The sequence below is a fragment of the Arthrobacter oryzae genome, assembly GCF_030812315.1.
GTDB classification, from domain to species: Bacteria; Actinomycetota; Actinomycetes; order Actinomycetales; family Micrococcaceae; genus Arthrobacter; species Arthrobacter oryzae_B.
On sequence record NZ_JAUSSM010000001.1, the window covers coordinates 65,070 to 92,029 of the forward strand.

Below are 26,960 nucleotides of genomic sequence, written 5' to 3' on the forward strand. Positions count from 1 at the left end.
CGTCAGTTGCCGCTGTGCCGCGGGGCGACCTTGCTGAACAGCATGAACGTGAACCCGGACGCCGCTGCGCCCAGCAGGAAGACCTGGCAGAATGCCACGGACTGTGCGCTGGGGCCGTTGCGGAGGACCAGCCCTGCACCGGCGAACACCACTGCGCCCGCCAGCAACGCAAGGGCGGCCAGCAGGAAACTCCTGATGGTTGGCGGCATCTCGCCGGCCTGCTCATGGGCCACGGCGCCGCGCTCCTGTTCACCAGCGCGCCAGCCGCGGTGCCGGGGCTGCAGCAGGGATGCTGCGATGAAACTGATGACAGCCACTCCCATGCTGATCGTAGAGACCAGCTGCAGGGACTGGACGGTGGGGGAAAGGCTGGTTCCCCCGGCAATCGCGATGGACAGCCCGGCAGCCATGCCGGCGGCGCTCGTGACCCAGCCCAGCAGGGCGAGTGCCCGGCACAGGGGCCGCAGGTGCGGCCAGAGGTCTCCGATAGTCATGCATCCAGCGTAGGGACCTCTGCTGTAAACGGGCTGGGAGGAGACGGGGTACTGCCCGTGCCCCGCTGCCGGCCGGGAGATTCCGGAAATGCGGACGTGAATTGTCCGCGGCTGCACCTACGATGGGGGCATGGGAGCATGCACGCGGACTAGGGTCACCCGGCATGTCATCGGAAGGCTGCGCCTCGCCGCGCAGGGGCTGCTGGCACCGGCCTTCGACTCCGTTCCGGAGGCCGTGCGCTGGATGACTGCCATGCAGGCCCAGGACATCCAGGCCGCGCTGTGGGCCGTCGGCCTCAGGGTGCGTAACTCCGGTGTCGACACCGTCCGGTCCGCGCTGGACGAAGGGCTGGTTGTCAGGTCCTGGCCCATGCGCGGGACGCTTCACCTGCTTGCTCCGGAAGACCTGCGCTGGATCCTGGACATCACGGCCGCCCGCCTGCTCCGGGGCATGGGCACCCGCCATCGGGAGCTCGAGATTGGCGCCCGCGATGTGGACGTTGCGCGCGAGACGGCCCTGGAACTGGTCTCTGGCGGCGGATCGGCCACGCGGCAGGAGCTTTTTGCGGCGTTTGAAGCCGCGGGCCAGTCCACGGTTGGCCAGCGCGGCGTCCACCTGCTGGGGGTCCTGTGCCAGCGGGCGTGGTTGGTTCAGGGACCCCTCGCCGGGAACCAGCAGCTGATCAAGGCGTTCGACGAGTGGATCCCGAAATCCCGGGAACTGGGCCGCGCCGAGGGCATCGCGGAACTGCTGCTGCGGTACATGTTCAGTCATGGCCCGGCCACGGAACGTGACTTCGCCTGGTGGTCGAACACCCCGGTGACGGAGGTCCGCAGCGGCCTGGCCCTGGTGAAGGACCAGCTCGTTGAGCTGGAGTTCGAAGGGACCAGTTACTGGACGTCGCCGGCCACCGCGGCGCTGCTCGACGACGGCGTTCCCGGCCAGCGCGCCCTGCTGGCGCTGCCCGGGTTTGATGAGTTCCTGCTGGGCTACACGGACCGGTCGCTGGTTCTGCGGCCCGAGCACGCCCAAAAAGTGGTTCCCGGCGGCAACGGGGTGTTCAAGAAGACCATCGTGTCCGGCGGCGAAGTGATCGGCACCTGGGCACGGAAAGGCGCCGGGCGGACGGCCGCCGTCGTGCCTGAACCGTTTGACACGGTTAACGGACTGCGGCCTGCAGCCCAAAAGTCATTTGAGCTGCAGGCCGCGAGGTACCTGAAGTTCCTCGGCCAGGCGCCGTAGCGCCCGTTGCCGGGAACCGGCGCCGGAAACCGGGGGAGGCCCCTAGAGGGTGCCGGTGGCGATGTTGAGCATGCGGCGCAGCGGCTCGGCGGCGCCCCACAGGAGCTGGTCGCCCACAGTGAAGGCGCTGATGTATTCCGGGCCCATTTCGAGCTTGCGGATACGGCCCACGGGGATGTCCAGCGTGCCGGATGCAGCCACCGGGGTGAGGCTCGCCATGGAGTCTTCCTTCGTGTTCGGCACCACCTTGGCCCACTCGTTGTCAGCGGCCAGGATGCTTTCGATCTCAGTGACGGAGAGGTCTTCGCGGAGCTTGAGCGTCAGCGCCTGGGAGTGTGAACGCATGGCGCCGATCCGGATGCACAGGCCGTCCATCATGATGTGGTTCTCGCCGGATGTGCCGAGGATCTTGTTGGTCTCGACGCCCGCCTTCCACTCTTCCTTGGACTGGCCGTTACCCAGGTCCGCGTCGATCCAGGGGATCAGTGAGCCGGCCAGCGGGACACCGAACTGCGTCGCGTCGATGTCGGTGCGCTGGTGCGCCAGGACCTTGCGGTCGATTTCCAGGATGGCCGACGCCGGGTCGTCCAGTTCCGAGCTGACCTCGGCGTTGAGGGTGCCGAACTGGCTGAGCAGCTCGCGCATGTGGCGGGCACCTCCGCCGGACGCAGCCTGGTAGGTCATGGACGTGCCCCATTCGACGAGGCCGTTCTTGAACAGGCCGCCGAGGCCCATCAGCATGCAGGACACGGTGCAGTTGCCGCCGATGAAGTCCTTGGTGCCGTTGACCAGGCCCTTGTCGATGACGTCGCGGTTGATGGGGTCCAGCACGATGATCGAGTCATCGTTCATGCGCAGGGTGGAGGCGGCGTCGATCCAGAGGCCGTCCCAGCCGCGGCTGCGCAGCTCGCCGTGGACCTGCTTGGTGTAGTCGCCACCCTGGGCGGTGACGATAATCGGCAGCTTAGCCAGCGTGTCGACGTCGAACGCGTCCTCGAGCTTGCCGGCCGCGCCTGCGGCAGCACCGGCGAGAGTCGGGGCGGCACCTCCTGCGTTGGAGGTGGAGAAGAACACCGGGTTGATGTTGGCGAAGTCGCCTTCGTCCTGCATGCGCTGCATCAGGACGGAGCCGACCATGCCGCGCCATCCGACCAGGCCGACGGAGGGGGTAGCTGCTGTAGTCATTCGTCCAGTTTAGACTTCGGAACCGGCACGGCGCAGTCGGTTACGTCACTGTCCGGCTGACTACAGAAACGTACGCACGACGACGGCCCTTGCCCACCACGCTGCGACCAGGGTCAGACCGGCCATAACGGCAGCGTAGGCGGACAGCCCGGGCTCAGACATCCGCTGCAGCCGCGAGCGCCCCGTACGTCATGATCCCCGCCATAAACACAAGAAAGACGCCAACCGCGATAATCAGTCGCGGGCTCTGCAACGGTGTTATGGCAGCCATCGAGTAGCCTTCCGGAACACCGCCGGGACCATACTGCTCTTCATACTGGCGCACATTGAAACGGCTTGGGTCATATGGTGTGCCGTCAGGTCGAGGTCGACGGAAGACCGGTCGATCAGGTTTCACAAAGGAATCCTAGCCAAGGGTGCCGTGTGTTCAGCCTTCGTGTTCTTCGCCCGGAAAGGGGTACGTACTCTCCGGGAAATTGTCCCTCGTAACGGCGACACTGCCTGGATTGGCCGTAAACCACCGCCTGGCCTGATCATCGGTGACAATCACATAGGGTTTGGGTAGCCCCCGTTGACGGCGCAGCCTGCGCGCGCGTAGCTCTCCTCGCAGGGACTGGACGCTGAGTAACCAACCGCCCGTGAACAATAGCGTGCACACCAGGGAAAGCAGTACTGCGCCAATGTTCAGCCCGATGATCCCCATGACAAGGAACAGGGGAGCTGCGAGTGCCGGGATGGTCAGGCCAGCAACCACGAGGCTCATAGTGACGACGTTGCGTGCCGTGTAGTTGCCGAAAGGCTGGGCGCCGCCAAGGCCCCATTCCGCCCGTGTGTAAGCGAATATTCTGCGTTCTGCATCTTGGGCAAAGTAGTACGTGCGATCGATCCTTCGCCTGGTGGCTGTTTTATTCTCCATGGGCAGCGTTTCCGGTGGTGGCCCGCAGCTCGCGGAGTGCGCCGGCCAAAGCAGCCTCATCGGCGGCAATTGCCTGCGTGCCGACTACGTCGCCGTCCAACGGGGCGTAAACCCAGTGGTCCTCGTCCCGGCGGACGAGAAGTTCTGCCGAGCCTGCAGGGCCGGTGGTACGGATGCGCACACCGCCGTCCGGGTGTTCCAGGAGGTGCTGGGCGATCACATACGATCCAGCTGCTTCCGGTGACACACCGGCGTCCTGGGGAACGGCGAACCACGTCAACATGGTCCTCGGTTGCAGCAGGAGCCTTGTTTTGTCGGACTCGATCTGAAGGACACTGTCTCCCACTTCGGCTGACTGCAGGAGATCCAGTTGAGTCCAGCGCACGGCATTCGCGACGGTGTAGGCAACAACATCGATGCGCGGATCGAAGCTAACGGCAGAGTCCGGCGCCACCTTGGCGAGTCCCCGCGCAATGAGGGATGACAGGCCGGCACGTATGAGTCCTGCGTCTTTGGCCTCATCCCCGAGGCGAAGCATTGCCGCGCTGGTGATCGATGCCTGGGTGTCCTGGAGCTGCAGAAGGTAGGCCATGTCTGCGATGCCGAATCCCAGTGACATGTCCTCAGCTGCCTGTACTACGGTCATAGTTGCTTTCCCTCTCATCGCGGCTGTTTACCAGCCGAAAAAGTCTTTGACGCCATCGCCGATATTCTTGGTCGTGTCTTCGGTCCAGTTGCCGAATCCGTCGAATGTGGCGTCAATGGCGTCACTGGCTCCCGGAATCAACTCCACAGCCGCCCACGCCCCGCTGATCACCATGCAGGTCACTCCAACAGGCGGCGGCGCGAAGGAAGCTATACCGAGTGCGGTCTTCACTCCCGATCGAATTGCATCGCCGGTTTCGCCCTCGCGGATGGCATTTGCCGTGTCGAGTCCGTCGAGACCGACCCCCACGACCCCCAGCAGATGACCGGCGGAATTAAGCCCGAACTTTCCGAGTTTCGACAGTTCGGCAGCATCCGCCCCGCGGGCCGTCTGCGCGAGGTCTCCGAATTTTCCGCTAAGGAGTTCAGGGGTACCGGAGAAGAAACCGCGCAATGTGTCCTGCCGTGCGGCCATCTCCCACAGTTCTTTGTCCTTTATCATGGCCAGGGCGCCAGCGCGGTCTCCGGCGCGCCAGGCCTCAGCGACTTCGTCCCCGTAGCGGCCCGCGAACTGCGTGATATCGCGGATCCCCCACGGGACAGTCTTTAGGCCCAGCACCCCGTTGTACTTGTCCCAGCCTTCCCTGAACGGTGAGTTGGAGTCGGCCAGCCAATCCGGGCCCCATGGAGTGCTTCCGCCAGTGGGGCCCGACGTACCAGCGGATCCAGCAGTGCTCGCCTTCTCCTGCTGCTCGGCCTGGGTCAGCAGCTTCTTCGACTCCTGCTGGAGGGCCAACGCTGTTCTCTGAATGAGGGCACGGTGGCTGCTGTTCCAGTCGGCGCGGAACGTGACCGCGTCCTGACCCTTCCATGCGGGGTTGTTGTTGATCTGGTTGCTCAGCTGTGTTGACTGCTGAAGGAGGCTGTCGGACGTTTTGCCGAACTGCTGCGCCAGAGTCCGCAGCTGGGCAACGTCCGCGCCCCACAAGTTTCCTGCCACAAGGCATCCCCCCAAAAGTTCTGAGCAGCGGATAATCGTCAAGCTGCTCGCATGACTCTAGTAGCTAACGGCCCTGCCTGCGATGGGCTGCTCTCCCCATCGCAAAGGCAACCCGCCGCCTTAGCGGCTACTCGGCGTCGTGCTGCTCCAGCACCGCCGCTTTGCGGAGGCGCAGCGCGTAGACGGCCCCGAACGCGAACGCCTGGGTGACCACCACCAGTACGATGGCGCCGGCAATTTTGTTGCCACCCAGGATCATGGTGAGCCCGACGATCGCGGAGAGAAGGGCCAGCAGCGGGAGCAGCATGTAGCCCAGGACAAAGAGTGTTTCCGGCTTCTTCAGCATGCTCCTAGCCCTCTGTCCGGCGCCACATGGTGAACCGGTATCGGGTTCCGCTGGTGGACGTCAGCCAGCCCGTTTCCGGTTCGCTCGCGGCCAGCTTCCACTCGAAGCCGAGATCGGGCGCGTACGTGTCGCCCTCGGTTTCGGAATCAATGAACGTCACCACCGCGACGTTGGCGATGTCCAGGGTCTGCGCAAAGATTTCCCCGCCGCCCAGCACCCAGACTGTCTCGTGGCCGGGAGCGAACTGGGATTCCAACAGGGCGTCGTCGAGCGACTTCACAGCGAGGGCGCCCTCCGCTTCGGCGGTGTCGCCCCAGCCTTCCTGCCGTGTCACCACAATGTTGGTGCGCCCCGGGAGGGGACGGTACTTGTCCGGGAAGGACAGCCAGGTCTTGCGGCCCATGATCACCGGGTGCCCGTTGGTGAGCCGGGTGAAATGCTTCATGTCCTCGGGCAGGTGCCACGGCATGTCGCCGTCCTTGCCGATCACGCCTGCCGTGGTCTGGGCCCAGACAAGCCCCACTCCGGTGGTGCCGTCGGCAATTTTTTCAGTGAAGGCCAGGGGATCCATGGCGTTGTCGGTGCTCATACTGCGATCGGCGCCTTAATCGTAGGGTGGTGCTGGTATCCGACCACTTCGAAGTCGTCCAGCGTGTAGTCGAAAATTGTGTCCGGCTTGCGCAGGATCTTCAGCTGCGGGTAGTCGTACGGCTCCCGCTTCAGCTGCTTAAGCACCTGGTCCATGTGGTTGTCGTAGATGTGCACATCCCCGCCGGTCCAGACGAACTCGCCCGGCTCCAGGCCAACTTGCTGCGCCAGCATGCACGTCAGCAGCGCATAAGAAGCGATGTTGAACGGGACGCCCAGGAAGGTGTCCGCGGAACGCTGGTAAAGCTGGCAGGACAGCTTGCCGTCCGCAACATAGAACTGGAAGAAAGCGTGGCACGGCGGCAGCGCCATGTCCTGCAGTTCCGCCACGTTCCAGGCGGAGACGATGTGCCGGCGCGAGTCCGGGTTGGACTTGAGGTTCTCCACCAGCTCGGCGATCTGGTCGATGTGGCCGCCGTCGGGCGTCGGCCAGCTGCGCCACTGGACACCGTAAACGGGGCCGAGTTCGCCGTCGGCATCCGCCCACTCGTTCCAGATGGTGACGCCTTGGTCCTGCATCCACTTCACGTTGGTCTCGCCGCGCAGGAACCACAGGAGCTCGACGGCCACGGACTTGAAATGCACCCGCTTAGTGGTGACCAGCGGAAAGCTTTGGCTCAGGTCAAAGCGCATCTGCCGTCCGAACACGCTGAGCGTGCCCGTGCCGGTGCGGTCTGATTTGTGCGTGCCGTTGGCAAGGACGTCGCGCAGGAGATCTTCATAGGGCGTTGGAATGCTCACCGTCCCAGTCTACTGAGGCCGAGTCTCACACGCAGAATGCCCTGGAGCGTGCCGTCATCGAGGCCCGCGGCGCGGCCTTCAGCAATGTAACGGTCGACGGCGGCCACGACGTCCGCGTTGACGGCGCCACCGGGCGGAAGCCCGTCGTCGGGCATCCCGACGACGACGGTGCCGTTCCGCCGCCGCGTTTCGATCAGGCCGGCCTGCTCGAGCTCCTTGTAGGCCCGGGCCACTGTGCCCGCCGCGATGCCCAGGTCCGCAGCAAGGCTGCGTACGGTGGGCAACCGGGTTCCGGCACCCAGCGAGCCTACGGCAATCAGCGAAGAGATCTGGGTGCGGATTTGCTCATACGGCGGCACCGCCGAGCCGAGGTCCACGGAAATGCCCGCCGTCATGTGACGCGGTTCTTGTCGGGAAGGGGAGCGGGGACGCGTCTGGCCGCAGCGAACGTCCCAACCGGCACAACGATCAGGACAACAGCGGCGGCGGCCAGGGTCGTCCCTGCGAGGGAAGCGGGCCACCACGGGATGGACGGCATGTAGGCAACCCCGAAGACAGCAGCCCACGCGTGGGTGTTAGCAATAATCAGCAGGCCGGCCTGTGCTGCCAGCATGGCCGCCAGGGTCCGGGCTATCCGGTAGACGGTGATTGCCCGAAGGGCGGAGTCGAGCCCCGGGGGAGCGTCCCTAATTCCGTGCCGGCGTCGCGCAGCGAAGTAGGCAGGGAGCGCCGAGGCCACCGCAACGGAGCTCAGAAGCGCGGACGGGATCCAGCCGCCGTGCCGGCCGAGCAGGGAATCCCCGTGAGCCGTAACCACCAGCACGACCAGGAATATCAGCACCGCAAGGATCGCGGTGGTGGACAAGGCTGGTGACACCGGCTGCCGGGGCCACGTGCGGGGCTGATCCGTGCTGGCGTAGTTGCGCTGCAGGAGGAGTTCCCCCGCGGCGAGGACCAAAAGCACCAGGATGGTCACCAAGGCCACGAAGCCGGGCGGACCATAGCCGGCTGCTGCGGCCATGATTGCGGGCACGAAGAAGACTCCGACGAGGAGGGGAAGGGCCGCGGCAACACCGAGGGCGGCGCCGATGGAGACAACAAGCCGTGCGGCGGGGTGCGTCCCTGCGGCCGGTCCCGCGAGCTTCGCCCGGGAACCGGCCGGCCCTGCCAGTTTGGGCGGTGCCCAAACCAGCATGGCCAGCAGCACGGCCATGCCCCCAATGCCCGCGAAATTTGTCCACGACATGCTTGCGACGGCGGGGTCCGGCCGGGCCGCAAAGTTACCGGCGATGACTGCCAGCCCCGACGCCACGGTTGCCACCGTGCGCAGGAGCCTGTTCATGGCAATCGTCCGGAGCAATGAGTTGTCGTGGTCCGTCAATGATTCAAGCTGCCTGCGGTGGGAGATCAGCACCAGGACGACCCACGTGCCCGCCGCCAGCACCGCCAGGGCGGTTCCCAGCCACGTGGCCAGTTCGATTCCGGCGATCCGCCCGTCGCCGCCGACGGTCCGATATTCCTCCGGCGGGTCACCCCTCACGGTCCCGTAGGGCACTGCTTCGTACGCCGGAAGCGTCGCCGTCCAGGCGATGAATGCTGCTGCGCCCGTGAAGATGGCCAGCGTTGTCCACGCCAGCGGCCGCGGAAGGAAATCGCCGTTTTTTCGCACATGGAGGCTTGCCTTGCGATGGAGGCGGTTGGGCCGCGGATAGCTGACCTGGCCGAGGGTATGGATCCCCAGGACGCCAAGGATAGGCCAAGCCAGTGCCGGGATGATTGCCTCAGGGGTGAGGAGCGAAGGGCTTATTGCGGCGTTGGTGGTTGTGCCGGCAGGAATGATGCCGATATTCATGGCGCCCTGGAGTGAACTGGCCATCCAGCCGATGACCCCGACCCACAGCGCATGCTGCGATGCCGACTCGGGCGACGCCCCCTTTTTGGGATCCCAGATCACCCACCGCAGCACCACGTAGAGAACGACGGCGGCGACCAGCGGTCCCAGCACCAGTATTGGCGGCACTTCGAATTGGCCCGGCATAATCCCCCCAGATTTTTGCATCAATGTACTGAGTATTTGATACAAAAATGTGGGGGTCAAGCCGAGACCTCACGCGGAGTGCCGGGAGCGTGGGGCCGTCAAGTTCCGTTAGTCGTCGAAGGGCCTGAACTGTTCCACCGCGACGATTTTGTGGTTGCTGCCGCGGGCCACGTGACACACGATGATCTCACCCGGTGCCAGGTAGGGGTCCGAGGACGGCAGGAGCGCCCGCAGCCGGCCGTTCATGTGCTCCCCGAGCTGCTTGATGACGGTAGGAAGGGCGGGCCGGTGCGTACACAGGGCAATGGCGCGCTGTTTGTCGAAGAGCGATTCGACGACGGCAGCGGTCCTCTTGGGGTTACGGGCGTGGCGGTGCTCCGTCAGGGCATCGTGCAGCTTCACCTTGGCCTCGGCAGACTTGGCGTAGGGTGCAATCGTGGCCACACAGCGCTGCCACGGGCTAGAGTGCACGCGCATCGGTTTCCACACATGCAGCAGCCGCCGGACGGCCTGTGCCTGTCGCAGCCCGGTGGCCGCGAGCGGACGGTCGCCTTCCGCCTTGGTCCAGGAAGAACGCGGCTTGGCCTTGGCGTGGCGGATCACCAGCAGCGGCCAGGTATCCAGTTCCTTGCGCTCGTAGGCTGCCACCAAATGTTCGAGGGGTGCCACATCACCCGGGTTGCTCAGCAGGGCAGCCGCCTTTTCCGGCGGACACCACATGACGCTGTCCACCTCCCTGCCGTCGGGACGAAGCACGGCGCCGTCCACATCCACGGCCCAGTAGTGCACTACCTTCAGTCCGGCGGACACGTGGTAGTGGATGGGCGGAAGGGGAATGCCCAAGGTGGCCTTGAGCCCGATCTCCTCTTCGATCTCACGGACGGCGCACTCAGGGACGGTTTCGCCGGCGTCGATCTTGCCCTTGGGCCACGACCAGTCGTCATAGCTGGGACGGTGGATAAGCAGGACTTCCAGCTTGTCCTTGTTGATGCGCCACGGCAGAGCGCCCGCCGCAACCACGGCAATTGGTTCGCCGGGGTGGTCGGTCTGGTCGGCAACAAGCGAATCGTTTGCCGTGTCGTTGCTGACGGCACGTGTCTCGTCACTCTTCAAGGCCAGGGTCCTACCGCCTTACCGACGGGCGCTGGCGGGAGCGCGAGGCGAGCAGCCATGACTGGACATCCTCCAGGAGCCGGCCGTCGTCGCCGAGGTGGTGCCGGGTCCATTCGCCCTGGCTGTCCAGGTGCCAGCTGGCGGTTTCCGGGTCCATGTAGCGGCGGAGCATGTCCAGCACATAGGATGTGTCGTCGCCGCTGGTGAGCTGGACGAGGGCTTCCACCCGCCGGTCCAGGTTGCGGTGCATCATGTCGGCGGACCCGATGTAGACCACGGGATCCCCGCCGTTGGCGAACGCGAAGACCCGCGAGTGCTCCAGGAACCGTCCCAGCACGGAGCGCACCGTGATGTTTTCGCTGAGCCCCGGGATGCCCGGGCGCAGGGAACAGATGCCGCGGACGATCACGTCAACGTTCACCCCGGCCTGCGACGCGCGGTAGAGCGAGTCGATGATGGCCTCGTCCACCATGGAGTTGACCTTGATCTGCACCCTGGCTGCGATGCCGGCCTTGGCGTTGCGGATTTCCTTCTCGATGCGGTCGATAAGCCCGGAACGCACCGAACGGGGCGCCACGAGAAGCCGTTTGAAAGTGGATTTCGGGGCGTAGCCGGAGAGCTGGTTGAAGAGCTTGGAAAGGTCCTCGCCCACCTGCTCGTTGGCTGTCAGCAGCCCGAGGTCCTCGTAGTACCGCGCTGTGCGAGGGTGGTAGTTGCCGGTGCCGATGTGGCAGTAGCGCCGCAGGCCGTCCACTTCCTGGCGGACCACGAGGGACAGCTTGCAGTGGGTTTTCAGGCCAACGATGCCGTACACAACGTGCACGCCGGCCTGTTCCAGCTTCCGGGCCCAGGAGATGTTGGCCTGTTCGTCGAACCGGGCCTTGATTTCCACCAGGGCCAGCACCTGCTTGCCGGCCTCCGCGGCGTCGATGAGGGCGTCGACGATGGGGGAGTCGCCGGAGGTGCGGTACAGGGTCTGCTTGATGGCCTGCACCTTCGGGTCGGCCGCGGCCTGCTCCAGGAAGGCCTGGACGGAGGTGGAGAAGGAATCGTACGGGTGGTGCAGCAGGATGTCCCGCCGCCGCATGGCCGCGAACACGTTCGCTGCCTTGGACGTTTCGGATTCGTTCAGGTACCTCGAGGTGTGCGGCACGTGCTTGGGGTAGTGCAGGTCCGCGCGGTCGATCCCGGCAATCACGGACAGGCCGCGGAGGTCCAGCGGGGCGGGCACGGAGTAGACCTCGGACTCCTCCACACCCAGTTCACGGATCAGGAGTGCCCGGATGTTCGGGTTGATGTCATTGGTGACCTCGAGGCGAACCGGAGGGCCGAAACGGCGGCGCAGGAGTTCCTTCTCGAGGGCCTGCAGCAGGTTCTCGGCGTCGTCCTCTTCAACCTCAACGTCCTCGTTACGGGTGACGCGGAACGTGTGGTGCTCCAGGACCTCCATGCCGGCGAACAGCTGGTCCAGGTGGACGGCGATGACTTCTTCCAGGGCGATGAACCGGGCCACCCGGCCGGGCACGGACCCGGCGCGCGGGCCGTCGATGGAAATGAGTCGGGGCAACTGGTCCGGAACCTTGACGCGGGCGAAGAGTTCCTTGTCGCTCACCGGGTTGCGCACCACCACGGCCAGGTTCAGGGACAGCCCCGAGATGTAGGGGAACGGGTGTGCGGGGTCCACCGCGAGGGGCGTCAGGATGGGGAAGACCTTCTCGGCGAACATGGCGCTGAGCTGGTCCTTGGCCTGGTCATCGAGTTCGTCCCAGTGCATGAGGTGGATGTGCTCATAAGCCAGGGCGGGCCGGATCTGTTCAGCGTAAACGCGCGCGTGGCGCTGCTGGAGCCGGTGGGCGGCTTCGCCGATCTGGTCCAGCACCTGCATGGGGCTCAGGCCGGCCGGGGACGGGACAGCGAGTCCGGTCGCGATGCGGCGCTTCAGCCCGGCAACACGGACCATGAAAAACTCGTCCAGGTTGGAGGCGAAGATGGAGAGGAAGCTGACCCGTTCCAGGAGGTAGAGGTTGGGGTCCTCGGCAAGTTCCAGCACACGCGAATTGAAGGCAAGCCAGCTGAGCTCACGGTCCAGGAAGCGGTCCGGGCTGATATCACCTTCCGGCTCGAGGTTGGGGGCGAACTCGGGGATGTCGATCCGGTCCTGCGTGGCGCGGGAGGCCGGCACCTCGGAAGACCCGAAGCGGGCGCGCGCAGGCCGCACCTTGGCTCCAGACGTGGCGGTCCCGGCTGATTCCGGTTGCATAGGTCTCTCCTTTTGCTGGCACGGTTTACCTTCAACCTTACAAGCATTCGATTCGGGGGATATGTAGATTTCCTGAACCGTCGCGCATGCGTCAGCCGATTGGATTAACCAGCGTTTAGGGGTCCATACATAACGTCCGCATCCCACCGCGTGAAGCCCAGCCTGCGGTAGAGCGAAACGGCCGGCGCGTTGTCCGCATCCGTGTACAACATGACCGCATGGAGGCCCTTGTCCTGGAGGTATTTGATGCCGGCCACAGTGAGGGCCTTGCCCAGTCCCATGCCCTGGGCTTCGGGGGCCACACCAACGACGTAGACTTCGCCCATCGCCGGGTGGCTGCCGTGCCGCGGGTGCACCTTGGTCCAGTGGAACCCGAGGATCCGGTCGGACGGGTCGACGGCAAGCAGGAAGCCGGCGGGATCGAACCAGTCCTCGGCCATCCGGGCCGCCAGGTCCTCCCGGGTCATGTTGCCCTGCTCGGGGTGGTGAGCGAAGGCGGCCTTGTTGGCTGCAAGCCAGGCTTCCTCATCCTGGCCCGGCACGAAGGCGCGCAGCGTGACGTTTTCCGGGAGGGCGGCGTCGGGAAGCTCCGTGTCAGACGCAGTGAGTCGCATCTTCCACAGTTCCCGGATGGGGCCGTACCCGTACTTGGCTGCGAGGTCTGCCGCAGCCTCATGGTTCCCGTGGGACCATGCCTTGAGTCCGTCGAACCCGCGGGAGGCCTTCAGGGTGGCCACCAGCCTGTCCGCCACCCCCTGGTTCCGGTAGCTCGGGTGCACTGCCACCTCAAGTACCCCGGTGCCGTCCGCTTCCTCAACCACCACGGCGAAGCCGGCCAGGTCCTGGGCGGTGGCAGGATCCGAATCCTCATCGGGCGCGTAGAGGGCCAAGGCCAGGAGCGTATGGCTGCCGGACTCGCCGGCGCGGAGCGTCACAAAGGTCTGTTCGGACAGCGGAGGGTTGCCGTCCGACTCTTCGGCGGCCGCGGCGAGGGCAGTGAAATCCCTCAGCAGCTCCTCATCCACTTCGCCTTTAATGACGAGCACGGGCCAGTTTTCGGGATGCGCAGGACTCATGGAGTAAAGGCTATACGTCCCGTCCGGCTGGGGGCGGGATTAGGTGCCGATTTGATGCGGCGGGATCCGGCACGTATAGTCGTTACCTGTTCCGGCTTCCTGAAGCGGGATTTGAGGGGGATCCACCACTGGGGTGGCCTCGATACGTTCGACCCGTATGTCCTCCACGATTGGCATAAAAGCCCAAAAGAAAGCCCCGGATCAACTTGAACTGGTCCCCGAAAGTTGGACTCTCAAATTTGTGAGGTCTCCACTTTAGCGGCCAGCGACCGGCTTTTCTGAGAAGGCTCCGTCCCCACTTGGGACGGAGCCTTCTTCGCGTGGCCGTATGCCCGTGATCAACAGGTGCTGTCGGCGGGCATGTTGGCTGGCATATGTCTCTCTAGGTGGTGCGCTTGACGGCTCGACGGTACAACCACACGGGATTGCCGAAGCGGCGACCAGGTCCCGACCAAATACCGCGGCGTTACTGGCGGTGTCCAAGCAGTCGCCCAGGCCGAGATTGACGGCGGCGAGGCGCCCGGGGTCACGATCGAGGATAACGAGGAGATCCGCCGGCTGCGGGCGGAGAACCGTCGGCTGCGTGAGGACGTGGCGATCCTGAAGGCGGCCACAACTTTCTTCGTCGGGGAGCTCGCCCCCCGCAACGGCTGATCGTCGCCTTCATCGACGAGCAGCGTTCACCTGACGGTTCTGACCGACCGCGTTGAAGGTTGCATCGCTGGTCACTGGGCGGAGATCCGCCCCATCCCGCCGTCCATCCCGGTGGTCGGGGAACGTGAGTGGGTGGGGGATTGCGAGCGTGACCGCGCGTTCGATCCGCTCCGGCGCGGTGACGCAGGCGTCGTATGTGATCAGGGCGCCCCAGTCGTGCCGATCAACTCCACGGCTCGCCCGGGGGACCACTGGTCGATCAGCGCGAGTACGTCGCTGGTGAGGGATGCGAAGTCGAACGGCCCCGCGGTCGGGGACGGCGCGTAACCGCGAAGCCAGGGTGCGACGACGTGACGTCCTCGGCGGCCGAGCTCGGCAAGGAAGGGCTTCGCGGTCGGCGGATGGTCCGGGAAGCCGTGCAAGACGAGCGTCGCCTGACCATCGGGATCACCACCCTGCAGCGCGTGAAAGGTGCCGTGTGGCAGGTCGAAGGTGACGTGTTCGAACTCCGTGTGTGTCACCCTCTTCCAAGAGTGGTCGGACGAGAGATGCTGATGATGGCTTCGGTGCCTCTGGTTTTGGACATGTGCGTCTGCTCAGGCGCCGGGTGTACTGCGGGGTCAGCCGGCCACTCGGTTGAGCTTGCGGATTTGTTTGTCGAAGGCGCGCGAGGGCACGATCCGGCGCAGGACGCTGATGCGTCCGGCCATCGAGCCGGCGGTGTACCGGAGCTTGGGCTTGGAGTCGGTGGAGGCCGCGACGATCACCTTCGCTACAACGTCCGGGTCGTCGGCGCTGCGCAAGGCCGTGGCCAGCACGTCTCGGGAGACCTCCCGCTGTGCTGCGTAGATCGGCAGGGGCGAGTCGGGTGCCAGGCTGCTCGCCTCGAAACCCGTGCTTGTGTAGGCCGGCTCGACCAGCAGCATCCGTACGCCGTGCTCGCGAAGCTCGTGGTCGACGGACTCGGAGTAGCCCTCGATCGCATGCTTGGTGGCGGCGTAGATGGCCATGAAGGGGGCTGGGACCAGACCGAGTACCGAGGAGACGTTGACCACGCGGCCACTGCCCTGGGCGCGCATGTGGGGCATCACTGCGTTTGTCATCCGAATCAGGCCGAAGACGTTGATGTCGAAGACCTCCTTGGTCTGGTTGATCGAGCTCTCCTCGCCGGCGCCGACCGCGCCCACGCCTGCGTTGTTGACCAGGACGTCGATCCGACCGAACCGCTCGATCACCTCCTCAACCAGGGAGCGGACCGACTCGTCGCTGGCCACGTCGAGATCGAGGAACGTCACCCCGGCGAGCGGCTCAGCGTTCGCCGCGTTGCGGCTCGTGCCGACCACCGCGAAGCCGGCGTCCACGAGGTTGAGCGCTGCTGCCCGCCCGATCCCGGAGGAGGCTCCCGTCACGAGGGCCACTGGGGGAGCTGTCTGCATGTTGTTTCCTTCGGTTGTGGGCATGACGTTGTCGTGCGCTGTGCGGGGTCGCCTGGCTCAGGTCGACACCGTCCGCACCGGGTGTGCCTTCTTCCGGAAGGACGAAGGCCATCCGGACGATCAGTTGGCTGGTACTGGCTCGGTGTGGCCGTTGAGTGCCTTCTCGACGTCGGCGGCGACCAGATAGTTGTTGAGCGCTATGGCGGCGGCGGACCCGGCGGCCGCGGCGTTGATCAGCTGGGCGGTGTGGTCCACGACGTTGCCGGGCGCCCACACGCCGTCGATGCTGGTGCGACCGGTGCGATCGGTGGCGACCCAGCCCTCGTCATTGACTTCGCAGCCCAGGGCGGTCAGCAGCTCGTCGGACGGTACGAAGCGTGGGCCGACGAACAGCGCCGTGCGTCTGACCATCGGACCCTGGGCGAGCTCGACACCGCGGACGCCGGTCTCGTCGGACACGATCCGCGTCACTTCGCCATCGACGATCCGCACGCCGCGAGCGATCAACCGCTCCCGCTCGTGGTCCTCCAGGTCGATCCGGTGGGGAAAGAACACCACATCGTCGGACCACTGCCGGATCAGCTGCGCCTGGCGCAGGCTGAACGGACGGTCCTCCCCTCCGATCACCCCGAGCGCGCTGTCCCGTACCTCGTAGCCGTGGCAGTACGGGCAAAATTGCACATCCTGGCCCCACCGCTGGCGCAGGCCCGGGATCTCGGGGAGCTCATCGCGAAGCCCCGTGGCTACCACCACCGCGCGTGCGCCCAGCCGCCCGCCCCCGGCCAGGCGCACGGCGAACCGCGCCCCGTCGAGGCGGTCGATGCCGACCGCTCGGCCCGCCAGTAGCTCCCCGCCGTAGCTGGCGACCTCTCGCCGGGCCGTGGACAGCAGCTCGGCCGGGTCCATGCCGTCGCGGGACAAGAAGCCGTGCAGGTGCGCCGCCGGGGCGTTGCGCGGTTCGCCGGCATCGACGACCACCACCCGCCGTCGGGACCGACCCAACATCATCGCCGCGGACAACCCAGCCACCCCGCCACCGACCACTACCACGTCGTACTCCGCCATAACACTCACCCTTCCGGATCAACCGATGAAACCTCTAGAGGAAAGTTCTAGCACAGATACCGAGGATTGTTCTACTCCGGGTAGGATGGACCAATGACTACGACCCCCACTGCCAGCACGGGCCATCGGGCCAGGCCCGGCTCGCGCCGCGAGGACATCGCGGCCGCCGCGATCGAGCTGTTCCTCGACCGCGGTGTCCCGGCGACCCGGGTGGAAGACATCCTGGCCGCGGCCGGCGTGAGCGTGGGCAGCTTCTACCACCACTTCCGCGACAAGCACAGCCTGGCCGCCACGGTCTATCTGGAACACCTGCAGCGCTTCCAGCGCGACCTGCTCGTCGAGCTTGACCGCCACGCGCGCACCGAGGACGCCATCCGCGGGCTGGTGGTGGGCTACCTGCGGTGGGCCGGGACCGATCCGCGCGCTATGCAATACATGCATCAGTGCCGCGAGCCCAGCGTCGCCGAGATCTCCGAAGGCGAAGAAGCCCGGCTCAAGCAAAACTTTTACGGTCGGCTCTCCGGCTGGCTCGGCGAACGCGCCGCGACTGGGGAGCTACGGGCGCTGCCGCACGAGCACAGCCTTGCGCTATGGCTCGGGCCCGCCGAACAGCTCGTTCGGGCCGCCATCGAACCCTCCGGGCATTCCACCACACCGGACCCAGACGCCCTGGCCGCACACCTCGCCCACGCCGAACGAGTCCTCGCCGACGCCGCCTGGGAAGCCCTTCGACGCCCCACCCCGGGCGACACTGCCGATCAAGCTCGCTAGTAGCGGCCAGCCGCGGCGCGGCAGCAACCACAATCCCCGCCGATCTGGGACGAGGACGAGGACGAGGACAGCGGCCAGTTGGCGCAGATGATCCGCCTGGGCCTCTTCGACGCCCACGAGGAGGCCAAGAAATGGTGGTGAACCGTCCTCTCGATGACCAGCCCCACCTGAAAACCCGATCGACGGGTTCAGCCTGGACGCCGATCAACGCCAGCCCCTGACTTTGGCCGGCCGGCGCCGGTTCGTTGAGAACCCCGCCGCCCACTTCGAGTTGCTGTCAGAAAAGCGCTGGGTGGCCCCGACCGGACGTTGAAGCAGCGCGCCGCCGACGTGCTCGCCTACTTCAACCGACCCGGCACCAGCAACGGGCCAACCGAAGCGATCAACGGCCGGCTCGAGCATCTGCGCGGCTCTGCCCTCGGATTCCGCAACCTCACCAACTACACCGCGCGATGCCTGCTCGAGACCGGAGGCTTCAGACCCCGACTACACCCTTTAGCGCTGTTCCTCGTCCCTCAAGGCATTTACTTTTCCCAGGAAGGCCACCTCTGCGCGAAGGCGTTCATTCTCACGGCGCAGTCGCTCTACCTCAGGCTCAGGTTTCCTTGCTGTCCCGGGATTCGTCTTCGGACGGCCTTTCGGCTTGGGCCGCAGCCCGTCCTCGCCTTCGGTCCGGTATTGACGGGCCCACTTCTCGATCAACAGTGGAGAAGACAGCCCGAGATCCTTCGCCAGGGCGACTTTGGGCTCACCCGCGCGATATCGCTGCACAGCATCAAGTTTGAACTCAAACGAGAACACCGGACGGGTTGGCTTCGCCACCAGCGTCGTACCTCCGCGCGTCCGCCATCGACCATACAAACGTTTGACGGCACCTCTACCTACTCCGAGCCGGGTCGCTACCGCCCAAGCACCCCAACCCGTTTCAACAACGCTACCGCGGCCTCGCGCTGCTCCTCGGACAACGAACTTCTTCCATGCATAAAACTGCTCCCCGAAAGTCAGAACTGATTTCTCAGTCCAACTTTCGGGGAGCGGTTCATCTGGTCCGGGGCTTCTTTGTTTTCCATGAATTGCGCGGGGCAGCTGATCCGCCGCCTGCCGTTCCTGCGGGGAGCTACGCCTCGGTCAGCTCTTCCTCGGGCTGGCGAACCAAGGTGAGGCGGTAGCCGACATTGCGGACAGTGCTGATCAGGTTTTCGTGGTCGGCGCCCAGCTTGGCCCGCAACCGCCTCACGTGGACGTCCACGGTGCGGGTGCCGCCGTAGTAGTCATAGCCCCACACTTCAGTGAGCAGCTGCTGGCGGGTGAAAACCCGGCCCGGATGCTGCGCCAGGTACTTCAGGAGTTCGAATTCCTTGAAGGTCAGGTTTAGGGGAGCGCCGTTGACCCTGGCCGTGTAGCTCGCTTCGTCAATCACGACGCCGGCGGCGCGGATTTCGGTGGGAAGGTCTTCTTTCTCCGGCACGGCGCGTGCGACGGAGAGCCTGATCCGGGCTTCGACTTCAGCCGGACCCGCTGAGTCCAGCAGGATGTCATCCACGGCCCAGGCCGAGGACACGGCAGCCATGCCGCCTTCGGTGAGGATCAGCATCAGGGGCGCGCTTAGCCCGGTGGCCTTGAGCAACTGGGTCAGGGACCGTGCTCCCACCAGGTCCTTGCGGGCGTCCAGCAGCACGACATCGCAGGGGTCGGTTTCCAGCAGGGCTGTTGGCTCAGCCGGCAGGATGTGCACCCGGTGGTTCAGGAGTTCCAAGGCAGGCAGAATGTCCACCGAGGATCCGGTGCTGTTCGTCAGTAGCAGGATGTGCGACATTGTTCCTCCAAGGGGCTGTCCGCGCATCATTGGGCGTCTGAACCGGGCTTTCACCGGCCGGTACTGGCTGCCCGCGTCGGGAGGGGCGTGCCGGAATTCCGGCACGGACCGCATCCTCCGAAGGAAGCGTAGCTGAGCTATGAGTATACCTAATTGCCCCTTCACGGACACTGATCCGGCCGCTTTCAGTTCACGTTTTGCGACATAAGGAGGTCACATAGGGCAGGATTGGACCGTCAGGGCCCCGCACCACCAGTCCCGGCTTACTTGCCGGCGGGCTCCGAATTTGAGGATGCCGGACGACGAAGCTGGACGGGCGCCGGATGGATATGCAGCGAAGATGACGTCAGCAGAAAGTGAGCGCGGGTAACAGTGAAGCCGTGGACCATCGGAACCATCGGGCTGGCCGGGCTTGTTGTCTTCGTCGGCGGGGCCTACACCTCGCCGGAAGTGTTGCTCGGCGTTGCCGTTCTGGTGGCCCTGGCTGTCGGAATCGGCTGGCCCCATTTCCTGGGCATTCCTGCAAAGAAGACGCTCGCGGCAATAATAGGGCTCCCAGGTGCGGGCTCGGCCGTGGCAGCTACCTACGTCCCGGCGCCGGGTTTCCTCGACTGGACCCCGGCCTTCATCGCCGCAGGTGTCATGGCTGTTTTCCTGATGCAGCTGCTACGGGGGACGGGCCAGGCCCAGAGGCTGGAATCGACGCTGGGTTCGAGCGCCGGGGTGCTGCTTTCCTGTCTCGGTGCCGGGTGGATTGCGGCGTCAAGGTTCAACGGAGTCAGGGAAATGCTGCTTGTGGCGGGCATCAGCGCGGCATTTGCGTTGCTGGCCGGCCTCATCCGCTGGCCCGACCGGATCGTGGCGCCGCTGGGCATTGTGCTGGCGGGCCTCACGGCTCCACTGGCGGGCCTGATCTTCTCGAACATCGCCGTAATACCCGCCGCAGTGGTGGGAATTGTGGTGGGCGCAGTTCTGGTCAGCCTCCGCAGACTGGTTATACTCCGCGGGGACGAGGTTAACTTTCCTGCTGCCCTTGGCATGGGCCTCGCGCCCGTGGCTGCGGTGGGTTCCCTCGCCTACTTCATAGATAAACTACTCATCTACTAACGCGTTAGGATGGCATCATGTCCGTACTTGCATTTGAGATCTTCTTCCTTGTCCTGCTTGGCATTGCCAGCCTTTCGATGGCCTGGTTCGCGGGTTTTGTGGTTTTCCGCCTGTTCAAAGGCCAGAAGTAATACCAGTCCAGAGCTAGTTGTCTGCAGAGGTAGTTACTGTGCCGATTGAAATTCCTACAGACCTCACTCCCGAGCTCGTCCCGTTGTCCTGGCTCATTGGTGAGTGGGAGGGCAGCGGACGGCTGGGAGCGGGCGAGGAGGATTCCGAGCACTTCTTCCAGCACGTCTCCTTCACACATAACGGCCTGCCGTACCTTCAGTACCGCGCTGAGAGCTGGCTGACTGATGACGAAGGAACCAGGCTGCGGCCACTGACGGTCGAGACCGGCTTTTGGGCGTTGGAGCGGAAGCAGCGTGAGGAAGACGGCGGTCCAGGGCTGATCCCTGCAGACATCGTGCCCGTCCTGAAGAGCGCCGACGAAGTCGAGGCATTGCGCAACAGCGACGGCGGCTTCGACATCTCCGTCTCCATTTCGCACCCCGGCGGGATCTCCGAGCTGTACTACGGACAGATCAAGGGCCCCCAGATCCAGCTGAGCACTGACATGGTGATGCGGGGGAGCCACTCAAAGGAGTACACCGCGGCAACGCGGATTTTCGGCCTGGTGGAAGGAAAGCTTCTCTGGCGCTGGGACGTGGCCACCGGTAAGGGCTCCACGCCGGGCGGCGGACTGGAAGCACACGCTTCGGCCATCCTTAGCAAGGCATCCTAGAACACGGCGCCGTAGGCGAGCAGGACTCACTGATTTTTGTTGTCCGCAACGAGTGCAGGGAGCAAGACCGTGAACAGCCAGCAGCCAGATCCGGGGAAGAGCGCGGGGTACGGCGATCTCAAGGCCGTCTTCTTCAACGGCACCCTTAAGAAATCTCCGGAGACCAGCAACACTGAGGGCCTGGTTGAGGTCAGCCGCCTCATCATGGAGAAACAGGGTGTCACCACCCGCGTAATCCGGACCGTCGACCACGATATCGCCAGCGGGGTGTACCCGGACATGCGCGAGCACGGCTGGGCAACCGATGAATGGCCGGACCTGTACCCGGCGGTCAAGGAAGCGGACATCGTGGTGGTGGCCGGACCCATCTGGCTCGGCGATAACTCCTCCCAGACGAAGAAGCTGATCGAACGCCTCTACGCGCACTCCGGGGAACTGAATGAGAAAGGCCAATGGGCCTTCTACCCCAAAGTGGGCGGGTGCCTTATCACCGGCAACGAGGACGGTATCAAGCATTGTTCCATGAACATCCTCTACAGCCTCCAGCACGTTGGCTTCACCATTCCTCCCCAGGCCGATGCAGGGTGGATCGGGCCGGTAGGGCCGGGCCCAAGCTACCTGGATGAGGGTTCCGGAGGCCCGGAGAGCGACTTCACCAACCGCAACACAACGTTCATGACCTGGAACCTGCTGCACTTTGCGCGAATGCTCAAGGACGCCGGCGGGATTCCGGCGTACGGCAACCTTCCCGACGAATGGAAGGCCGGTACGCGGTTCGACTTCGAAAACCCCGAGTACCGCTAAATCCACCCCCACGCCACAGACTGCCGGGAGCCGGGCTTGCCGGCGCCGGAATACCTGCCCACCAAAGGATGTTCCCTTCATATGACTATCAAGAGCCCCCTGTTGTCGCGCCCTGGCGCCGTCGAGGCCGGCGGTGCCGACTCCGGCGTCGCGTCGCATTACGGTGAGCCGCTGCGGGAGCAGCGGGCGCTCGCAGCCGGCACCGCCGTCGTCGACCTTTCCCACCGTGGCGTGGTGACCGTGTCCGGCCCTGACCGCCTGACCTGGCTCAACACCCTGTCCTCCCAGCAGGTCACCGATCTGGCCCCGGGGGAGTCCAGCGAACTGCTGCTGCTCAGCATCCACGGCCGTATTGAGTTCGACGCGCGGGTGGTTGACGACGGCGGGACCACCTGGCTGATTGTCGAGGCCGCCGAAGCGGCGCCCCTGGCGGAGTGGCTGAACCGGATGAAGTTCATGCTCCGCGTCGAGGTTGCGGATGTTTCCGAGGAATGGGCTGTTTTGGGGACCACCAAGCGGGTGGAGGAGTGGTCCGGTCTGAAGGTATGGGAAGACCCCTGGCCGCACGTTGCGGTCGGCGGCTACGCGTACTCCGTTGTCGGGGAAGAATCGCACCCGGGCCTGGAGCGGCCCTGGTTCGAATACCTGGTGCCGGCGGCGGAGCTCGAGGCGACAGTGGGTGACCGGCCACTTGCCGGCGCCTGGGCCGCGGAGGCCCTCCGCGTCGCCGCCTGGCGTCCCCGCCTTGGCGCTGAAACCGACGATAAGACCATTCCCCATGAGCTGGACCTCCTGCGCACCGCCGTTCACCTGGCGAAGGGGTGCTACAAGGGCCAGGAGACGATTGCCCGCGTGCACAACCTGGGTCACCCGCCGCGGCGCCTGGTCTTCCTCCAGCTGGACGGCTCCCAGCACACCCTTCCCGCCGTGGGCAGCGAAGTGCGCCTGGGGGAGCGCAAAGTGGGAACCGTGACTTCCGTGGTCCAGCATTACGAAATGGGCCCCGTGGCACTGGCAGTCATAAAGCGTTCAGTCTCTCCGGATGAAATACTGACGGTCGTAGACGGCGACGAACCATACACGGCCGCGCAGGAGGTCATTGTGGCTCCCGACGCAGGCCAGGTGGTGGGCCGCCAGACCGGCTTCCTGAAGGGAACACACCGATGACAGACAATGCAGGAGACAAGCGCGGCGCTGGGCACAACACAGCAGCCGGGCACGACGGGGCCGCTGGGGCCGACGACGAAACGCTCGCCCTGGCCCGTGCACTCTTTGACGCGGCACGGGAGGGCGACGCTGCGCTGCTGGGCAGCTACCTCGACGCCGGGGCGCCGGCCAACATGACCAATGCGGCGGGGGACTCCCTGCTGATGCTGGCGGCGTACCACGGCCACGCTCCCGCGGTTCAGCTGCTCCTGCAGCACGGCGCGGACGCGAACGCCGTCAACGACCGCGGACAGACGCCCCTCGCAGGGGCGGCCTTCAAGGGTTACACGGACGTTGCAGAAGCCTTGCTGGGCGCGGGTGCGGACCCGGATGCGGGGACGCCTTCGGCGCGCGCAGCGGCAGAGATGTTTGCGCGAACGGAAATCCAGGCACTCCTGGGCTGACCGCGCCGCCAGGGAGCCCGCAGGCATTGGGCCTGCGGGCTTTCTTGCGCCCTAATATTCCATGTGGAATAGTTGAAGCGGAATAATCGCCAACGTGTGGTCGGAACGGCAATGCCGTCGGATTAGCATGCCGTAGAACAACCATGCCGTCGAACAACCAGGGAGTGACCGGTCCAATGCCACCATCCGCCCCGCTGACGCCGCTCGGCATCTCGGCCCTCTCATTGCTGGTCGAGGAACCGATGCATCCGTACGAGATGTACCAGCTCCTGATGGCCAGGCATGAAGACCGGCTGGTCAAGGTACGCCCCGGAACGCTCTATCACGCCGTCGGCCGGCTGGAGGAGCGTGGGCTGGTGGAAACAGCCGGAACGGACCGGGAAGGCAACCGGCCGGAACGGACCACGTACCGGATCACGCCCTCAGGCCGGGAGGCCCTGACGGCGCGCCTTCAGGACCTGCTCGCAGAACCGGTCAACGAATACCCGTCGTTCCCACTGGCCGTCGCCGAGGCCTACAACCTTCCCGCCGCCCTCGTGGTGGAACTCCTGGACCGCCGGCTGGTGCTGCTGCAGGAACAACTGGAGTTCCTGCAAAGAGGCGAGGCCGCCGTCCTGGAAAAAGACGTGGCACGCAAGTACTGGATCGACCTCGAGTACCAACAGACCATGCTGAGGTCCGAAATGGGCTGGATCCGCAGCCTGCAGGACCAACTCCGCTCCGGGGAACTCCCGTGGTAGCGGAACACACCACCACACCCGAAGGATTCACATGGAAAATGTAGCTAGGCCGTGGCCGGCTCTTTGGTCCCTGGTGATCGGCTTCTTCATGATCCTGATCGACACCACCATCGTCTCGGTGGCCAACCCCCGGATCATGGAAGGCCTGAACGCCGACATCAATTCCGTCATCTGGGTGACCAGCGCATACCTGCTGGCCTACGCGGTGCCGCTGCTGATCACCGGGCGGCTGGGGGACAGGTTCGGGCCCAAGAAGCTCTACCTGACGGGCCTGGTGGTGTTCACCCTGGCCTCCCTCTGGTGCGGCCTGTCGGGCGACGTCCAGACGCTGATCCTGGCCCGCGTGGTCCAGGGCTTCGGCGCTGCGATCATGACGCCGCAGACCATGGCGGTCATCACCCGGATCTTCCCGCCGGACCGGCGCGGTGCGGCCATGGGTATCTGGGGCGCCACAGCCGGCGTCGCCACCCTCGTGGGACCGATCCTCGGCGGCGTCCTGGTGGACGGCCTGGGCTGGGAATGGATCTTCTTCGTCAACGTGCCCGTCGGCATAGCGGGCTTCATCCTGGCCCTGCGCTTCGTTCCCTCGCTGACTACGCACCCGCACAAGTTCGACATCCCCGGTGTGCTGCTCAGCGCCGTCGGGCTCTTCCTGCTCGTGTTCGGCATCCAGGAAGGCGAGACGTACAACTGGGGCACGATCACGGGCCCCGTCACAGTCTGGAGCCTGATCATCGCCGGCCTGGTGGTGCTGGCGGGGTTCGTCCTGTGGCAGCGGTTCAACCCCAAGTTCAACGGCGGCGAGCCGCTCGTTCCATTGTCGCTGTTCAGGGACCGCAACTTCTCGCTCGCCAACCTGGGAATCACCACCGTGGGCTTCACCGTGACGGCCTTCGGGCTCCCGCTGATCTTCTATTACCAGATGGTCCGCGGCCTGACTCCCACACAGTCGGCCCTCATGATGATCCCGATGGCGCTGATTTCGGGCGGCCTCGCGCCGGTGGTCGGCAAAATCATCGACCGCGTAAACCCGAAATACATCACCGCCGGCGGTCTGATGCTCATGGCCGTAGCGCTCTTCTGGAATTCTGCTCTGATGCACCCGGACACGCCCATCTGGCTTTTCCTGCTGCCGAGCGCCGTGCTTGGCTTCGCCAACGCGGGCATCTGGGCGCCGCTGAGCTCCACGGCCACGCGCAACCTGCCGCCGCGACAGGCCGGGGCGGGCGCCGGGGTCTACAACACCACGCGCCAGATCGGAGCTGTGCTGGGCAGTGCGGCCATTGCCGTGCTGATGCAGGCACGGCTGGCCGAGGAGCTGCCGGCTGCCGCCGGCGGTGCCTCGGGGGAGGCAGGCCTGAGTTTCGGAGGCCGGCTTCCGGAGGCCCTGCACGAGGGATTCTCGACGGCGATGGCGCAGTCCATCATGTTGCCGGCGGCTGTGATTGTGCTCGGCGCGGCTGTGGCGCTGTTCTTCGCCAAGCCCAAGCCGGTGGAAAACTGGGGCGGTTACGCGGCCCCGGCATCAGGAGAGCCTGCCTCCGAAGCCGCCCCCGCCAAGTCCGCCTGAACCTACCGGGCTGAACCTGCCGGGCTGAACCTGTTGGCTGGCCGGCGGGCTCAGCCCAGCAGGACGGTGGTGTGGATGCCGCCCGTGGCGAAGCCGAGGCTGCGGGCGATTGCCAGGGCGCCTTTATTGCTGACGTCCGAGCGCCACTGCAGGGTGAGTCCGGCTGCCAAGGCCTCGTGCGCCGCGATGGACGCCGCCAGCGAGCCGAGTCCCCGGCGGCGCCAGTCAGGGTCCACGAGAACTCCCATGTGGGCGAGGATGCCTTCCCACTCGGTGTAGGCCCCGCAGGCCACCGGAACCTTGCGGCCGTTGTCATCGCGAATGATGGTGTACCGGTGTTCGAGGTCGGACAGCCCGACCTCGTTGACGTCGTCGGGCGGACACAAGCCTTCGAGCTCAATGGCCTCGGGGTTTCCGTGCGACACCGTGAGTTCCTCGGACGGCTGGAGCAGGGGGAGATCGTCTGCGAAGAAGAGGGCGGCCGCACCTTGCCCGTGGCCGCCGTGCTGCCGTGTGATGGTCAAAAGCGTCACGTGCTGCGCGAGTTCCTCATCGGCGATGCCCTCGGCGGCGTCCAGGGCCCACTGCGGTCCCACGAGGGCCGAGGCGCCGAACAGGCGCACAAAATCAACTGACTTCCGGGATTCATCCGCGCGCGTGATCCGGGCCCCCGCCGCAGTCGAGCCGGCCCCTAAAACGGCAGTCTCGGCGTCGAGCTTCCGGGCCTCGGCAAACGCTCCGTCATCGAGGCCAAGGCGGCGGGCCCATGCCAGCTGGATGATGTCTGCGGAACCGGAGTCGAGAGTCATGCCTCAACCCTACCCAGCGGAGACCCTACCCAGCGGAGCGAAGCGCGAACGGGCACTTGGGGCCTGCCCGAACGGGCCCCAAGTGTCCG

General features: G+C 65.4%; 28 protein-coding genes and 2 pseudogenes. 11 read left to right on the forward strand and 19 right to left on the reverse strand.

The genetic code is table 11. The features are described 5' to 3' along the window. Positions 1 to 2: 2 nt before the first annotated feature. Positions 3 to 494 (reverse strand): hypothetical protein, encoded by a 492-nt coding sequence (locus J2S97_RS00320; protein ID WP_307045496.1) that lies wholly within the window; start codon positions 492 to 494, stop codon positions 3 to 5. A gap of 130 nt (positions 495 to 624) precedes the next feature. Here J2S97_RS00320 and J2S97_RS00325 point away from each other — a divergent pair, with 130 nt between their 5' ends. Continuing rightward, positions 625 to 1,737, forward strand: coding sequence for a winged helix DNA-binding domain-containing protein (locus tag J2S97_RS00325; RefSeq protein ID WP_307045498.1), 1,113 nt, complete (start codon positions 625 to 627; stop codon positions 1,735 to 1,737). Between the two features lie 42 nt (positions 1,738 to 1,779). Here the strand turns inward: J2S97_RS00325 and asd are convergent, their stop codons facing one another. The 12 genes from asd to mshD form a co-directional block, all read right to left on the reverse strand. Next, positions 1,780 to 2,922, reverse strand: coding sequence for an aspartate-semialdehyde dehydrogenase (gene asd / locus J2S97_RS00330; protein WP_307045500.1), 1,143 nt, complete (start codon positions 2,920 to 2,922; stop codon positions 1,780 to 1,782). A gap of 427 nt (positions 2,923 to 3,349) precedes the next feature. Further along, on the reverse strand, positions 3,350 to 3,838 hold the full coding sequence (locus tag J2S97_RS00335; RefSeq protein WP_307045502.1) for a hypothetical protein: 489 nt from the start codon (positions 3,836 to 3,838) through the stop codon (positions 3,350 to 3,352). Then, on the reverse strand, positions 3,828 to 4,484 hold the full coding sequence (locus tag J2S97_RS00340) for a hypothetical protein (RefSeq protein ID WP_307045504.1): 657 nt from the start codon (positions 4,482 to 4,484) through the stop codon (positions 3,828 to 3,830). Before J2S97_RS00340 ends, J2S97_RS00335 begins: the two co-directional genes overlap by 11 nt. 27 nt (positions 4,485 to 4,511) lie before the next feature. Continuing rightward, positions 4,512 to 5,483: a WXG100 family type VII secretion target gene (locus J2S97_RS00345; RefSeq protein ID WP_307045506.1), complete on the reverse strand. Its 972-nt coding sequence runs from the start codon at positions 5,481 to 5,483 to the stop codon at positions 4,512 to 4,514. 127 nt (positions 5,484 to 5,610) lie between these two features. Beyond that, positions 5,611 to 5,829, reverse strand: coding sequence for an NF038396 family protein (locus J2S97_RS00350; RefSeq protein WP_104171996.1), 219 nt, complete (start codon positions 5,827 to 5,829; stop codon positions 5,611 to 5,613). Positions 5,830 to 5,833: 4 nt separating this feature from the next. Then, on the reverse strand, positions 5,834 to 6,418 hold the full coding sequence (locus J2S97_RS00355; RefSeq protein WP_307045508.1) for a dihydrofolate reductase: 585 nt from the start codon (positions 6,416 to 6,418) through the stop codon (positions 5,834 to 5,836). Further along, positions 6,415 to 7,218 carry a thymidylate synthase gene (locus tag J2S97_RS00360; RefSeq protein ID WP_307045509.1) on the reverse strand — a complete coding sequence of 268 codons (804 nt, stop codon included), beginning with the start codon at positions 7,216 to 7,218 and terminating at the stop codon, positions 6,415 to 6,417. Before J2S97_RS00360 ends, J2S97_RS00355 begins: the two co-directional genes overlap by 4 nt. Continuing rightward, positions 7,215 to 7,613: a GntR family transcriptional regulator gene (locus tag J2S97_RS00365; RefSeq protein ID WP_307045511.1), complete on the reverse strand. Its 399-nt coding sequence runs from the start codon at positions 7,611 to 7,613 to the stop codon at positions 7,215 to 7,217. Before J2S97_RS00365 ends, J2S97_RS00360 begins: the two co-directional genes overlap by 4 nt. Then, positions 7,610 to 9,256 (reverse strand): hypothetical protein, encoded by a 1,647-nt coding sequence (locus J2S97_RS00370; RefSeq protein WP_307045513.1) that lies wholly within the window; start codon positions 9,254 to 9,256, stop codon positions 7,610 to 7,612. The genes J2S97_RS00365 and J2S97_RS00370 overlap by 4 nt, the downstream gene beginning before the upstream one ends. Before the next feature lie 108 nt (positions 9,257 to 9,364). Beyond that, positions 9,365 to 10,369: an NUDIX hydrolase gene (locus J2S97_RS00375; RefSeq protein ID WP_307045515.1), complete on the reverse strand. Its 1,005-nt coding sequence runs from the start codon at positions 10,367 to 10,369 to the stop codon at positions 9,365 to 9,367. 10 nt (positions 10,370 to 10,379) lie between these two features. After that, on the reverse strand, positions 10,380 to 12,629 hold the full coding sequence (locus J2S97_RS00380; RefSeq protein ID WP_307045517.1) for an RNA degradosome polyphosphate kinase: 2,250 nt from the start codon (positions 12,627 to 12,629) through the stop codon (positions 10,380 to 10,382). A gap of 104 nt (positions 12,630 to 12,733) precedes the next feature. Then, the gene (gene mshD, locus J2S97_RS00385; protein ID WP_307045519.1) at positions 12,734 to 13,705 is read right to left on the reverse strand and encodes a mycothiol synthase; all 972 of its coding nucleotides are present in this window, start codon (positions 13,703 to 13,705) and stop codon (positions 12,734 to 12,736) included. 486 nt (positions 13,706 to 14,191) lie between these two features. Here mshD and J2S97_RS00390 point away from each other — a divergent pair. Continuing rightward, positions 14,192 to 14,388: pseudogene (locus J2S97_RS00390) on the forward strand (IS3-like element ISPfr13 family transposase); the annotation flags it as partial. A gap of 171 nt (positions 14,389 to 14,559) precedes the next feature. Here J2S97_RS00390 and J2S97_RS00395 read toward each other — a convergent pair. The 3 genes from J2S97_RS00395 to J2S97_RS00405 all read right to left on the reverse strand — a co-directional run bounded on the left by J2S97_RS00395 (position 14,560) and on the right by J2S97_RS00405 (position 16,860). Continuing rightward, positions 14,560 to 14,880 (reverse strand): hypothetical protein, encoded by a 321-nt coding sequence (locus J2S97_RS00395; protein WP_307045521.1) that lies wholly within the window; start codon positions 14,878 to 14,880, stop codon positions 14,560 to 14,562. A 99-nt stretch (positions 14,881 to 14,979) separates the two neighbouring features. Then, complete coding sequence (locus J2S97_RS00400; protein ID WP_307045523.1) at positions 14,980 to 15,795, reverse strand: oxidoreductase; 816 nt, start codon at positions 15,793 to 15,795, stop codon at positions 14,980 to 14,982. A 120-nt stretch (positions 15,796 to 15,915) separates the two neighbouring features. Continuing rightward, positions 15,916 to 16,860, reverse strand: a complete 945-nt coding sequence (locus J2S97_RS00405) for an NAD(P)/FAD-dependent oxidoreductase (protein ID WP_307045524.1) — start codon at positions 16,858 to 16,860, stop codon at positions 15,916 to 15,918. Between the two features lie 93 nt (positions 16,861 to 16,953). On the opposite strand from J2S97_RS00405, the gene J2S97_RS00410 reads away from it, so the two are divergent. Both J2S97_RS00410 and J2S97_RS00415 read left to right on the forward strand, forming a co-directional pair. Next, on the forward strand, positions 16,954 to 17,631 hold the full coding sequence (locus J2S97_RS00410) for a TetR/AcrR family transcriptional regulator (RefSeq protein WP_307045526.1): 678 nt from the start codon (positions 16,954 to 16,956) through the stop codon (positions 17,629 to 17,631). A 303-nt stretch (positions 17,632 to 17,934) separates the two neighbouring features. Then, positions 17,935 to 18,126: pseudogene (locus J2S97_RS00415) on the forward strand (transposase); the annotation flags it as partial. Here J2S97_RS00415 and J2S97_RS00420 read toward each other — a convergent pair. After that, complete coding sequence (locus tag J2S97_RS00420) at positions 18,127 to 18,453, reverse strand: helix-turn-helix domain-containing protein (RefSeq protein ID WP_307045528.1); 327 nt, start codon at positions 18,451 to 18,453, stop codon at positions 18,127 to 18,129. It lies immediately after the preceding pseudogene. Positions 18,454 to 18,748: 295 nt separating this feature from the next. Next, positions 18,749 to 19,447, reverse strand: a complete 699-nt coding sequence (locus tag J2S97_RS00425) for a winged helix-turn-helix transcriptional regulator (RefSeq protein WP_011692843.1) — start codon at positions 19,445 to 19,447, stop codon at positions 18,749 to 18,751. Between the two features lie 372 nt (positions 19,448 to 19,819). On the opposite strand from J2S97_RS00425, the gene J2S97_RS00430 reads away from it, so the two are divergent. The 7 genes from J2S97_RS00430 to J2S97_RS00460 all read left to right on the forward strand — a co-directional run bounded on the left by J2S97_RS00430 (position 19,820) and on the right by J2S97_RS00460 (position 26,062). Continuing rightward, positions 19,820 to 20,554 carry a permease gene (locus tag J2S97_RS00430; protein WP_307045530.1) on the forward strand — a complete coding sequence of 245 codons (735 nt, stop codon included), beginning with the start codon at positions 19,820 to 19,822 and terminating at the stop codon, positions 20,552 to 20,554. A 169-nt stretch (positions 20,555 to 20,723) separates the two neighbouring features. Further along, positions 20,724 to 21,338 (forward strand): FABP family protein, encoded by a 615-nt coding sequence (locus tag J2S97_RS00435; RefSeq protein ID WP_307045532.1) that lies wholly within the window; start codon positions 20,724 to 20,726, stop codon positions 21,336 to 21,338. 69 nt (positions 21,339 to 21,407) lie between these two features. Continuing rightward, entirely contained in the window at positions 21,408 to 22,142 is a 735-nt protein-coding gene (locus tag J2S97_RS00440) for a flavodoxin family protein (RefSeq protein ID WP_307045534.1), read from the forward strand. An 81-nt stretch (positions 22,143 to 22,223) separates the two neighbouring features. Further along, positions 22,224 to 23,309: a CAF17-like 4Fe-4S cluster assembly/insertion protein YgfZ gene (ygfZ, locus tag J2S97_RS00445; protein WP_307045536.1), complete on the forward strand. Its 1,086-nt coding sequence runs from the start codon at positions 22,224 to 22,226 to the stop codon at positions 23,307 to 23,309. Next, positions 23,306 to 23,752 carry an ankyrin repeat domain-containing protein gene (locus tag J2S97_RS00450; protein ID WP_307045538.1) on the forward strand — a complete coding sequence of 149 codons (447 nt, stop codon included), beginning with the start codon at positions 23,306 to 23,308 and terminating at the stop codon, positions 23,750 to 23,752. The genes ygfZ and J2S97_RS00450 overlap by 4 nt, the downstream gene beginning before the upstream one ends. Positions 23,753 to 23,928: 176 nt before the next feature. Then, positions 23,929 to 24,492: a PadR family transcriptional regulator gene (locus J2S97_RS00455; protein ID WP_307045540.1), complete on the forward strand. Its 564-nt coding sequence runs from the start codon at positions 23,929 to 23,931 to the stop codon at positions 24,490 to 24,492. 31 nt (positions 24,493 to 24,523) lie between these two features. After that, a complete protein-coding gene (locus J2S97_RS00460) occupies positions 24,524 to 26,062 on the forward strand; it encodes a DHA2 family efflux MFS transporter permease subunit (protein ID WP_307045543.1) in 1,539 nt (512 codons plus the stop codon). Between the two features lie 50 nt (positions 26,063 to 26,112). Here the strand turns inward: J2S97_RS00460 and J2S97_RS00465 are convergent, their stop codons facing one another. Then, positions 26,113 to 26,871, reverse strand: a complete 759-nt coding sequence (locus J2S97_RS00465) for a GNAT family N-acetyltransferase (protein WP_307045545.1) — start codon at positions 26,869 to 26,871, stop codon at positions 26,113 to 26,115. Positions 26,872 to 26,960: the final 89 nt, after the last annotated feature.

What these genes read in the sequence shown, in the direction of transcription:
- J2S97_RS00460 (WP_307045543.1), top strand. Translation starts at nt 24,524, where the DNA reads ATGGAAAATGTAGCTAGGCCGTGGCCGGCTCTTTGGTCCCTGGTGATC.
- J2S97_RS00350 (WP_104171996.1), bottom strand. Translation starts at nt 5,829, where the DNA reads ATGCTGAAGAAGCCGGAAACACTCTTTGTCCTGGGCTACATGCTGCTC.
- J2S97_RS00320 (WP_307045496.1), bottom strand. Translation starts at nt 494, where the DNA reads ATGACTATCGGAGACCTCTGGCCGCACCTGCGGCCCCTGTGCCGGGCA.
- J2S97_RS00325 (WP_307045498.1), top strand. Translation starts at nt 625, where the DNA reads ATGGGAGCATGCACGCGGACTAGGGTCACCCGGCATGTCATCGGAAGG.
- J2S97_RS00355 (WP_307045508.1), bottom strand. Translation starts at nt 6,418, where the DNA reads ATGAGCACCGACAACGCCATGGATCCCCTGGCCTTCACTGAAAAAATT.
- J2S97_RS00405 (WP_307045524.1), bottom strand. Translation starts at nt 16,860, where the DNA reads ATGGCGGAGTACGACGTGGTAGTGGTCGGTGGCGGGGTGGCTGGGTTG.
- ygfZ (WP_307045536.1), top strand. Translation starts at nt 22,224, where the DNA reads ATGACTATCAAGAGCCCCCTGTTGTCGCGCCCTGGCGCCGTCGAGGCC.
- J2S97_RS00365 (WP_307045511.1), bottom strand. Translation starts at nt 7,613, where the DNA reads ATGACGGCGGGCATTTCCGTGGACCTCGGCTCGGCGGTGCCGCCGTAT.
- mshD (WP_307045519.1), bottom strand. Translation starts at nt 13,705, where the DNA reads ATGAGTCCTGCGCATCCCGAAAACTGGCCCGTGCTCGTCATTAAAGGC.
- J2S97_RS00335 (WP_307045502.1), bottom strand. Translation starts at nt 3,838, where the DNA reads ATGGAGAATAAAACAGCCACCAGGCGAAGGATCGATCGCACGTACTAC.
- J2S97_RS00380 (WP_307045517.1), bottom strand. Translation starts at nt 12,629, where the DNA reads ATGCAACCGGAATCAGCCGGGACCGCCACGTCTGGAGCCAAGGTGCGG.
- J2S97_RS00370 (WP_307045513.1), bottom strand. Translation starts at nt 9,256, where the DNA reads ATGCCGGGCCAATTCGAAGTGCCGCCAATACTGGTGCTGGGACCGCTG.
- J2S97_RS00400 (WP_307045523.1), bottom strand. Translation starts at nt 15,795, where the DNA reads ATGCAGACAGCTCCCCCAGTGGCCCTCGTGACGGGAGCCTCCTCCGGG.
- asd (WP_307045500.1), bottom strand. Translation starts at nt 2,922, where the DNA reads ATGACTACAGCAGCTACCCCCTCCGTCGGCCTGGTCGGATGGCGCGGC.
- J2S97_RS00450 (WP_307045538.1), top strand. Translation starts at nt 23,306, where the DNA reads ATGACAGACAATGCAGGAGACAAGCGCGGCGCTGGGCACAACACAGCA.
- J2S97_RS00425 (WP_011692843.1), bottom strand. Translation starts at nt 19,447, where the DNA reads ATGTCGCACATCCTGCTACTGACGAACAGCACCGGATCCTCGGTGGAC.
- J2S97_RS00340 (WP_307045504.1), bottom strand. Translation starts at nt 4,484, where the DNA reads ATGACCGTAGTACAGGCAGCTGAGGACATGTCACTGGGATTCGGCATC.
- J2S97_RS00465 (WP_307045545.1), bottom strand. Translation starts at nt 26,871, where the DNA reads ATGACTCTCGACTCCGGTTCCGCAGACATCATCCAGCTGGCATGGGCC.
- J2S97_RS00410 (WP_307045526.1), top strand. Translation starts at nt 16,954, where the DNA reads ATGACTACGACCCCCACTGCCAGCACGGGCCATCGGGCCAGGCCCGGC.
- J2S97_RS00455 (WP_307045540.1), top strand. Translation starts at nt 23,929, where the DNA reads ATGCCACCATCCGCCCCGCTGACGCCGCTCGGCATCTCGGCCCTCTCA.